This is a genomic window from Streptomyces geranii, from assembly GCF_002954775.1.
Classification (GTDB): domain Bacteria; phylum Actinomycetota; class Actinomycetes; order Streptomycetales; family Streptomycetaceae; genus Streptomyces; species Streptomyces geranii.
In genome coordinates this window covers 193032-201990 of sequence record NZ_PJME01000015.1, presented here as the reverse complement: position 1 = coordinate 201990, position 8959 = coordinate 193032, and the positions used below count along the sequence as shown (strand labels likewise).

The 8959-nt window shown below is 70.9% G+C and carries 8 protein-coding genes; 5 read left to right on the top strand and 3 right to left on the bottom strand.

Features of this window, described 5'->3' with window-relative positions; genetic code table 11:
• Positions 1-150: 150 nt before the first annotated feature.
• From CW359_RS21795 to CW359_RS21780, 4 genes are all read left to right on the top strand, one after another.
• Positions 151-1089, top strand: a complete 939-nt coding sequence (locus CW359_RS21795) for a sugar kinase (RefSeq protein ID WP_269805606.1) — start codon at positions 151-153, stop codon at positions 1087-1089.
• Between the two features lie 162 nt (positions 1090-1251).
• Positions 1252-1455 carry a cold-shock protein gene (locus tag CW359_RS21790; protein WP_006373337.1) on the top strand — a complete coding sequence of 68 codons (204 nt, stop codon included), beginning with the start codon at positions 1252-1254 and terminating at the stop codon, positions 1453-1455.
• A 272-nt stretch (positions 1456-1727) separates the two neighbouring features.
• Positions 1728-3278, top strand: a complete 1551-nt coding sequence (locus CW359_RS21785) for a DEAD/DEAH box helicase (RefSeq protein ID WP_105971742.1) — start codon at positions 1728-1730, stop codon at positions 3276-3278.
• Between the two features lie 120 nt (positions 3279-3398).
• Positions 3399-3686, top strand: a complete 288-nt coding sequence (locus tag CW359_RS21780) for an SCO5918 family protein (protein WP_105971741.1) — start codon at positions 3399-3401, stop codon at positions 3684-3686.
• 123 nt (positions 3687-3809) lie between these two features.
• Here CW359_RS21780 and CW359_RS21775 read toward each other — a convergent pair whose 3' ends face one another.
• The gene (locus tag CW359_RS21775; RefSeq protein ID WP_105971740.1) at positions 3810-6938 is read right to left on the bottom strand and encodes a beta-N-acetylglucosaminidase domain-containing protein; all 3129 of its coding nucleotides are present in this window, start codon (positions 6936-6938) and stop codon (positions 3810-3812) included.
• Positions 6939-6985: 47 nt separating this feature from the next.
• Between CW359_RS21775 and CW359_RS21770 the strand changes: the two genes are divergently transcribed.
• Positions 6986-7945, top strand: coding sequence for an NAD(P)-dependent oxidoreductase (locus CW359_RS21770; protein ID WP_269805605.1), 960 nt, complete (start codon positions 6986-6988; stop codon positions 7943-7945).
• A 28-nt stretch (positions 7946-7973) separates the two neighbouring features.
• Here the strand turns inward: CW359_RS21770 and CW359_RS21765 are convergent, their stop codons facing one another.
• Both CW359_RS21765 and CW359_RS21760 read right to left on the bottom strand, forming a co-directional pair.
• Positions 7974-8210: a hypothetical protein gene (locus CW359_RS21765; protein WP_105971738.1), complete on the bottom strand. Its 237-nt coding sequence runs from the start codon at positions 8208-8210 to the stop codon at positions 7974-7976.
• Between the two features lie 98 nt (positions 8211-8308).
• Positions 8309-8905, bottom strand: a complete 597-nt coding sequence (locus tag CW359_RS21760; RefSeq protein ID WP_105971737.1) for a YdeI/OmpD-associated family protein — start codon at positions 8903-8905, stop codon at positions 8309-8311.
• Between the last annotated feature and the right edge of the window lie 54 nt (positions 8906-8959).

Below are 8959 nucleotides of genomic sequence, written 5' to 3'. Positions count from 1 at the left end.
CTGTGAGGCGAGTCAGAAACCGTTGATGTAGGCGAAGGACATGCGAAAGGTCCGGCGTAGAGGGTAAGACCCCCGTAGTCGAAACATCAACGGCTCGTTTGAGAGACACCCAAGTAGCACGGGGCCCTCCCACCCCCACCCACCCCCGACATCGTCTGCCTCGGCGAGACCATGGTCGTGCTGCGGCCCGCCGACGGGGACTCCCTCGGGCGGCAGCGGCAGGTTGCCGTCGGGGTCGGTGGGGCCGAGTCCAATGTGGCCTGCGGGCTCGCCGGGCTCGGGCACCGGGCCGCCTGGGTCGGCCGGGTCGGAGCCGACCCCTGGGGCTGGCGGGTCCTCGACGAGATCGGCCGGCGCGGCGTCGACGTCTCCGCTGCCGAGACCGACCCCGAACGACCAACCGGCGTCTACTTCAAGGACCCCGGCGCCGACCGCACCCGTACGTACTACTACCGGCGAGGTTCCGCCGCCTCCGCCATGGGACCCGGGTTCGCGAAGCACCCTCTGCTCGCCTCGGCCCGGCTGCTGCACCTCTCCGGCATCACCGCCGCCCTCTCCGCCACCTGCGCCGACCTCCTCACCGACCTGGTCGTACGGCGTTCCGTGCCCGGCCCTGCCGTCTCCTTCGACGTCAACCACCGGCCCGCCCTCTGGCGCGACCACCCCGCCGACGCCGCCCCCACCACCCTGCTCGCCCTGGCCCGCGCCGCGGACATCGTCTTCGTCGGCCGCGACGAGGCCGAGAACCTGTGGGGCACGGGCAGCGCCGACGAGATACGGGACCTGCTGCGCCCGGCCGGAGTGCTCGTCGTCAAGGACGCCGGACACGGTGCGACCGCATACGGCGCGGACGGCACGGACCGTACGGGGGTCTTCGTGCCTGCCCCGGACTCCCCCGTCGTCGAACGCGTCGGCGCCGGTGACGCCTTCGCCGCCGGATACCTCGCCGGTCTGCTCGAAGGACGCGACGCCACGGCCGGACTGCGCTTGGGACACCTGATGGCCGCCGCTACTCTGGGCATCCACGAGGACATCCCCACGGTCCTGGACCGGGGCCGAGTGGATCAGCTATTCCCGCCGGACGTGTGACATTGCCGCACGTCCCCGGGGGCTTGTTCTGTGCTACCGTCGTTTTCAGTTGCAGTTGTGGTTCCCAAATATTTCCGGTGTTCTCTCCGGTCGGGGCAATCATTGCGGCGACGCGGGGTCCGCACGGTGCGGGCCCCCGAGCATGCCCCAAGGAGATTTGACATGGCCACCGGTACCGTGAAGTGGTTCAACGCGGAAAAGGGCTTCGGCTTCATCGAGCAGGACGGCGGCGGCGCCGACGTCTTCGCCCACTACTCGAACATCGCCACCCAGGGCTTCCGTGAGCTCCACGAGGGCCAGAAGGTGACGTTCGACGTCACGCAGGGCCAGAAGGGCCCGCAGGCGGAGAACATCCTCCCCGCCTGATCCGCGTGAACCTGGCGGTCCACTAGTCAACCAACCGGTGGACCGACAACACACGTGATTGTGGCCGGGGCCCGCACCTAGGGGTGTGGGCCCCGGCTCACGGTTTTTTTCGGACGGTTTTTCCTCCGTCCCTGGTTTGTCCCTGATTCTTACCGCTCGTTTCCTTTCGGCCCGTCCCCACGGCCTTTCTGTCCCGCGTGCTGCCGCTGTCGCGGCGGACGCTGAGCGCTGCCGTGAACTCTGTCGACGTGCCGCATTGAGGAAGGTTCTGCATGAACCGGTCGTTCGCCGACCTGGGCCTGCCGCCCTCGCTGCTGGCCTCCCTCACCGCCGAGGGCATCACCGTCCCCTTCCCGATCCAGGCGGCCACGCTGCCGGACACCCTCGCGGGCCACGACGTCATGGGCCGCGGCCAGACCGGCTCCGGCAAGACCCTGGCCTTCGGCCTCGCCATGCTGGCCAGGCTCGCCGGACAGCGCGCCGAGGCGGGACGCCCGCTGGCGCTCGTTCTCGTACCGACCCGTGAGCTGGCCCAGCAGGTCGTGGACGCGCTCACCCCGCACGCCCGCGCCATGAAGCTGAAGATGACCACGATCGTCGGCGGGCTGCCCATCTCCCGTCAGGCCCGTGCGCTGGGCGCCGGCACCGAGGTCGTCATCGCGACGCCCGGCCGGCTCCGCGACCTCGTCGACCGCCGCGACTGCCGCCTCGACCGGGTCTCCGTGACCGTCCTCGACGAGGCCGACCAGATGGTCGACATGGGCTTCCTGCCGCAGGTCACCTACCTGCTCGACCAGGTGCCGCGCAAGGGACAGCGCATGCTGTTCTCGGCCACCCTCGACGCGGACGTCGGCCGGCTCGCCCGCCGCTATCTGCACGAGCCGGTGGTCCACCAGACCGACCCGCACGCCGGCGCCGTCACGACGATGGAGCACCACGTGCTCTACGTCGACGACGTCGACAAGAAGACGGTCGCCACCGAGATCGCCGCCCGCGACGGACGCGTCCTGATGTTCATGGACACCCGGCGCAGCGTCGACCGGCTCACCAAGCACCTGCTGAAGAGCGGGGTCCGTGCTGCGGCCCTGCACGGCGGCCGTTCCCAGCCCCAGCGCACCCGCACCCTCGCCCAGTTCAAGACCGGCGAGGTCACCGTGCTGGTCGCCTCCGACGTCGCCGCCCGGGGCATCCACATCGACGACCTCGACCTGGTCGTCAACGTGGACCCGCCCGGCGGCGCCAAGGACTACCTGCACCGCGGCGGCCGTACGGCCCGGGCCGGTGCCTCCGGCAGCGTGGTCACCCTGGTGCTGCCCGAGCAGCGCCGCGAGATGCGGAGCCTGACCAAGGCGGCGGGCGTCAACCCGAACACCGCCAAGGTCGCCCCCGGCGCCGCCGAACTGACCCGGATCACCGGCGCCCGTACGCCCTCGGGCATACCCGTCGTCATCGCCGCCCCGGCCCCGACCCCGCCGTCCCCGCCGAAGGGCGACGGCTCCGGCCGGTCCAGGTCCTCGCGGTCCCGGTCCGGTTCACGCTCGGGCTCCGGCACGGGAGCGGGCACGGCCTCGGCGGGCTCGCGATCACGCCGCGGAGGCGCGGAGGGTGCCGGTGGCGGTGCCGGATCGCGTACGTCGGGTGGCGGCGCCCCCAAGAAGGCCTCGCGCCCGACCGGTGGCGGCGCCAAGCCGCCGCGTACGCCGGGTGGGGGCGCGTCGGCCGCCCGTACGGAGCAGGATGCCTCCGGCGGGGAGGCACGTGGTCGGCGGCGCAGGGCGCCCCGTAACCGGCGGCCCGGTTCCGACGCACGGCAGAGCAGCTAGCCCTGGCCTCGGCTTCGGCCCAGGCCCAGGTCTCGGCCTCGGCTCCAGATTCAGCAGCAGCACGAGCACCTGTTTCCCAGAACCACCGGCTCCGGCCCCTTCCTGACTCGCGGAGGCACCATGCGTTGTGTGATCGCCCGATTCCCGTTCGACCTGATCATGAGTGAGGTCACGCACAAGATGGACGGGGTCGCTCCCGAGCCCATCACCAGCGCGGCCGTCGTCATCGGCGGGGTGGACTATCCGGTGAAGCAGGTCGGCGCGGTGATCACCCGGCTGGACCGGCGTGACTTCACCGAGAAGGAGATGATCGCCGCGCTGACCCGGCTGGGGTTCACCTGCCGGGCCACCGCCGCGCCCGCGCCGGCCCGTCCGGCGGTCATCGATCCCTGGGCCGAGATGCAGTAACCGTCGGACGGGCCCTGTGCTTCGTCTGCGGGTGCGTTGTGGCTGGTCGCGCCCGCGCGGCGGAGCCGCAAATGGATACAGCCCCGCGCCCCTGGAAGCGGGGCGCGGGTGAACCGTCTCCATTTAACTGACCGGCACCCCCGTCACCGCCGCCGCCAGTGGGTACGCCCCTGTTTTCAAGGGTGTGCCCACTGTGTTCGTTGCTGTTGTCACCGGGACCAGGGTGCCCGCGTCCGCTGTGGTGACGTAGGCCGTGGTGCCGTTCCAGTCGAGGGTGATGTCGAAGGCCGAGCGGCCCACCGTGATCGGGGTGCCGGGGGCGCCGGTCACCGTGTCGAGCGGGGTGATCGTGTCGCCGTTGCTCGCGCTGACCCAGAGGGTGCGGCCGTCGGGGGAGATGGCGAGGCCGTAGGCCTGGCCGGTGACCAGGTAGGTCGGGCGGGTCTCGTTCGTGGTGGTGTCGATGGGAGTGACCGTCGAGCCGCCTGAGTTGGAGACGTAGACCGTCCGGCCGTCGGGCGCCGCGACCACGTTGAACGGGTTCGGGCCGACCGCGATCGGCGTGCCCGCCTTGCCCGTCGAGAGGTCCACCGGGCTCACCGTGCTGTCGTGGATGTTCGCCACGTACAGGGTGCTGCCGTCCGGGGTGATCGCCATGTTCTCCGGGCCGTCGCCCACCGCGATCTTCGCGCCCGGTGTGTTCGTCGCCAGGTCTATCGGCTGGATCGCGTCGTCCGAGTAGTCCGCGACCCAGAGCGTGCGGCCGTCCGGAGTCAGGGCCAGCCCCGCCGGTACGTCCCCGACCCGCACCGTCGCCGTGACCTTCGCCGTGCTCACGTCGATGACGCTCACCGTGTCCGAACCCTGGTTCGCCGCATAGGCGGTACGGCCGTCCGTGCTCACCACGACCTCACCGGGGTTGTTGCCCACCGGGATCTCCGTCGACGTGCCCGTGTCCAGGTTCACCGAACTCACCGACGCGCCACTGAAGTTGGCCGTCAGGGCACGGGTGCTGCCGCCAACTCCGCTCACCTGTACGGGAATCGCCCGGCTCAGCAGTCCATCCCCGGTCACGGCGACCGATCTTGTGCCCGCGCTCGCCCCGTTCGCCGCCGTGAACGTCAGAGTCGCCGTCACTTCTCCGCCCGCCGGGACGGTGACCGTGCCCGAGGACGGGGTCACCGTCAGGCCGTCGACCGCCCCGATCTTCCACGTTGTTGTGCGGGTGGTCGTCGAGCGGTTGTCCGCGATCGTGAGGGTCGCCGTCGTGCTGGCGCCGGGGGACAAGGACAGCGATGCCGGGGTGAACGACGCGTCCGGGCCCGGGTCCGGAGCCGCGTTCAGTGTCGCTTCGAACAGGAAGCGGTCCAGTACGCCGGGGGCGATCTGCTGCGGCACCGCGTCGAGTTGCCTGCGTCGGGACTGGAGGTCGGCGTAGAGGGTCGCCACCGCGTCCGTGTCGCCGTTCTGCTGCGCGAGCATCAGCTCCACCGCTGTTCCGCCCGCCTCACCGTATGCGGCCAGCTTGTCCAGCCAGGGTGAAGTCTCCGACAGGAAGCGGGAGTTGGGGAGGTGTGCGCGGAGGTCGGCGGGGGCTGCCGCCATCGACCTGAAGTAGGCCGTCAGCGCGCCGGCCGCCTTGTCCAGGTCCTTTCCGTTCTCGTTCTCGTACGCCGTCGTGAACGCCTTGAGGAGAGGTGTCAGGGTCGGGGACTCGGTGGCGTCCAGGAGGGAGGAGTAGTTGTTCTCCGCGAAGATCCGGAGGGAGGTGGCCGTGGAGCCGGGGGCGTTCGCCGCGAAGTCCTTCACCGAGGCCAGGAAGGCTGCCTCGGGGGCGTACGCCTTCGGGTTCCAGGCGTAGGAAGCGGAGGTGAAGAGGGCGAGTTTGCTGGCCTCCGCCTGGATCATCGGGTTGGCGGTGATGCCCGTGACCTGGGTGGCCACCCCTGGCTCGCGGCCCGTGTAGGGGCCCAGGAGGAGACGGCTGGTGGTGTAGTCGTTCACCGGGTAGTTGTCCCAGATCAGGATCGGGTGACCGAACAACTTCCTTGCCTGGCGGGCCTGTTCGGTGCTGATCGTCGGCGCGATGACGCCGACTCCGGTCCACTCCACGACGACCGACTGGTCCAGCCGCTCGCGCAGGGCCGTCTTGTACGGGGAGTCGGCCAGGTCGGAGTACTCGGTCGGGACCATCTCCAGTGGGGCCACGTCCGGGTGGGCGTCGACGAAGTCCTTCACCACGTCGTTCAGGAGGGCTGCCTGTGCCGTGCCCGCCGCGCCGCCTCCCGTGCCGAACTTCGCCTCGTCCGCCGCGCAGTTCCACGCCGTGTAGCTGATGTCGTCCAGCGGTACGGCGAAGGAGCGCACGCCGATCGCGTACAGGGACTCGAACTTGGTGACCAGGGCCTGGACATCGGCGGCCGAGGAGTAGCAGACCGACAGACCGGGGGAGAGGGCGTAGGTGAAGCGGACGTGGTTCGCCGTCGCCCGGTCCACCAGCTGTTTGATGGTGGCCAGTTGGGCGGGCGGGTACTCGTCGCGCCAGTTCGCGCGCAAGTACGGGTCGTCCTTGGGGGAGTAGACGTACACGTTCTGCTTCGTGCGGCCGTAGAAGTCGAGTTGGGAGAGGCGGTCGCGCTGGGTCCAGGGGGCGCCGTAGAAGCCCTCGATCACTCCGCGCAGGGAGGTGGTCGGCCAGTCCCGGACGGTTGCGGCGGGGACGGTGTCGCGGGTGATCAGCTGGCGGAGGGTCTGGGCCGCGTAGAACGTGCCCGTCGGGTCCACGCCCGACAGGGCGATCGTGCCCTTGCCGGTGGCCAACGTGTAGCCGCCGGAGGGGAGTTGGTTGGGGGGTTCGGCGTTCAGGTGCTTGAGCGCCCTTGCCGTGGCCGGGTTCTCCGTGGGGCCGCCCACGTAGACCGTGAGGGCGGCGGGGGGTGTCGGGTGGCCCGCGGTGACCGTGCGGATGGTGCGGGCGCCGGCCTCGCGCAGGAGTTGTTCGACGAGGGTGCGGGCGGCGGGGTCGGTGGCCTTGCCGACGACCTCGACGACCTGCTTCGGGACCCGTTGCGGTGGGGTGCCCCGGCCGGGGGTCAGTTGCTGGGGGGTCGGCCAGATGTGGGGGAGGGGGGAGGAGGCGGCGGTGGCGGAGTGCGGTGTCGCCGTCGCCGCGGGGGCCGGGGCTGTGCCCAGCACACAGAGGGTCAGGGTGGCGGCGAGGAGGCCGCCCGCTGACTTGAGTGCCGGGGTCACGGCCGGCTCCGGTTCATTATTTTATCCATCGGGCGGAATCTTGGTGGATGGATTCACCCACTGGCAAGACCCAGTCCGCTTGGTTAACTGAACTCATGACCGACACCGAGACCCCCTCCCGTACCGTCGCCGTCCTCGGCACCGGCATCATGGGCGCCGCCATGGCCCGTAACCTCGCCCGCTCCGGGCATGCTGTCCGGGTCTGGAACCGGACCCCCGCCAAGGCCGAACCGCTCGCCGCCGAGCCGGGCGTCCACGTCTCCGGCACACCCGCCGAGGCCGTACGGGACGCCGATGTCGTCCTGACCATGCTGTACGACGGTGATGCCGTCCGGGAGGTCATGCGCGAGGCCGCGCCCGCGCTCCGGGCGGGGGCCGCGTGGGTGCAGTCGACGACGGCGGGCGTGGACGCCATCCGTGAACTGGGTTCACAGGCTGACGAGTTGGGGCTCGTCTTCTTCGACGCGCCCGTCCTCGGGACCCGGCAGCCCGCCGAGGCCGGGCAGTTGCTCGTGCTCGCCGCCGGGCCCGCCGAGCACCGGGCCGCCGTCGAGCCCGTCCTCGACGCGGTCGGCGCCCGTACGGTGTGGACCGGCGAGGAGGGCGGGGCCGGGAGTGCCACGCGGCTCAAGCTGGTCGCCAACAGCTGGGTGCTGGCCGTCACCAACGCGACCGGCGAGGTGCTGGCCCTCGCACAGGCCCTCGGTGTCGACCCGCAGAACTTCTTCGACGCGATCGAGGGCGGTCCGCTCGACATGGGCTATCTGCGCGCCAAGTCCGCCCTGATCCTGAACGACGGGCTGACCCCGGCGAGCTTCGCGGTGTCCACGGCCGCGAAGGACGCCCGGCTGATCGTCGAGGCGGGCGAGCGGAACGGCGTACGGCTGGATGTGGCCGCCGCGAGCGCCGAGCGGTTCCGGCGGGCCGTCGAGCAGGGGCACGGGGACGAGGACATGGCCGCCGCGTACTTCGCCTCCTTCGAGGAGAAGGAGAAGGAGCAGCAGTAGTAGGCGGAGGCGGGGGTGGGGGTGGGGGTCAGCCCACGCGTACCTTGCGGCTGCCGCAGGCCGCGCAGACGGCGTCGGTCAGGGGGGTGCGCATGGCGCGGCCGTCCTCGTCGACGTACTCCAGGGGGTTGAGGCAGCCGGCCGGGTCGGGGAGGGGGATGACCTCGAAGGTGCGGTTCCAGGTCGTGGCGCAGTCGAGGCAGCGGAAGGCGAAGGTCTCGGTGAGGTTGCCGGTCCCGTGGGGGCTCTCGTTCTTGCCTGGCATGCGGTACTCCCTTGGCGGCGGACGGGGGGCAGGGGTCCAAGGCCAGCAAGCCGGGCGCCGGTCCGCCAGTGGGCTGAGCTGTTCGGGTGAGTGGCCGCTCAGGGGTACAGCTTCTCGCCGTTCGCCAGCATCGCCACGTACTTCTCGATCCGGCGGGCCCGGGTCTCGGGCCTCTTCGCGTCCTGGAGGCGGTGCAGGATCGCGTAGCGGTTCTGGCGGTCCAGGGTTTCGAAGAACTCCGCCGCCGCCGGGGTGGTGGCCAGGGCCGTGGCGAGGTCGTCCGGCACGGTCGCCGTCCTCGCGCTGTCGTACGCCGCCTCCCAGCGGCCGTCCGCCTTGGCGCGGTCGATCTCGGCCTGGCCCGCCGGACGCATCCGGCCCTGTTCGGTCAGGGCGGCCACCTTGTCCCGGTTGATCTTCGACCATTTGCTGCGCGCCTTGCGCGGGGTGAAGCGCTGGAGCCACCACTGGTCGTCCAGGCCGGCTTTCTGGCTGTCGATCCAGCCGTGGCAGAGCGCCACGTCGAGTGCCTGGGCGTAGTTCAGCGTGACGGTGATGCCGGGGGCCTTCTTGCGGAACTTGAGCCAGATGCCGGGTGAGGTCGCGTGGTGCTCGCCGAGCCAGGCCTCGAAGGCCTCGGCGGATTCGAACGCGACGGTCTCCAGGTCATCGGTCATACCGGCAGCGAACCACATCCCGCCCTGCCTTGGACCAGGCAGGGCGGGATGCGGTGGGATGGGATGGGATGG

Bases quoted from the DNA above. Each gene is read 5' to 3' on its own strand.
- CW359_RS21790 (WP_006373337.1), top strand. From the start codon at position 1,252: ATGGCCACCGGTACCGTGAAGTGGTTCAACGCGGAAAAGGGCTTCGGC.
- CW359_RS21785 (WP_105971742.1), top strand. From the start codon at position 1,728: ATGAACCGGTCGTTCGCCGACCTGGGCCTGCCGCCCTCGCTGCTGGCC.
- CW359_RS21780 (WP_105971741.1), top strand. From the start codon at position 3,399: ATGCGTTGTGTGATCGCCCGATTCCCGTTCGACCTGATCATGAGTGAG.
- CW359_RS21770 (WP_269805605.1), top strand. From the start codon at position 6,986: ATGGATTCACCCACTGGCAAGACCCAGTCCGCTTGGTTAACTGAACTC.
- CW359_RS21765 (WP_105971738.1), bottom strand. From the start codon at position 8,210: ATGCCAGGCAAGAACGAGAGCCCCCACGGGACCGGCAACCTCACCGAG.
- CW359_RS21760 (WP_105971737.1), bottom strand. From the start codon at position 8,905: ATGTGGTTCGCTGCCGGTATGACCGATGACCTGGAGACCGTCGCGTTC.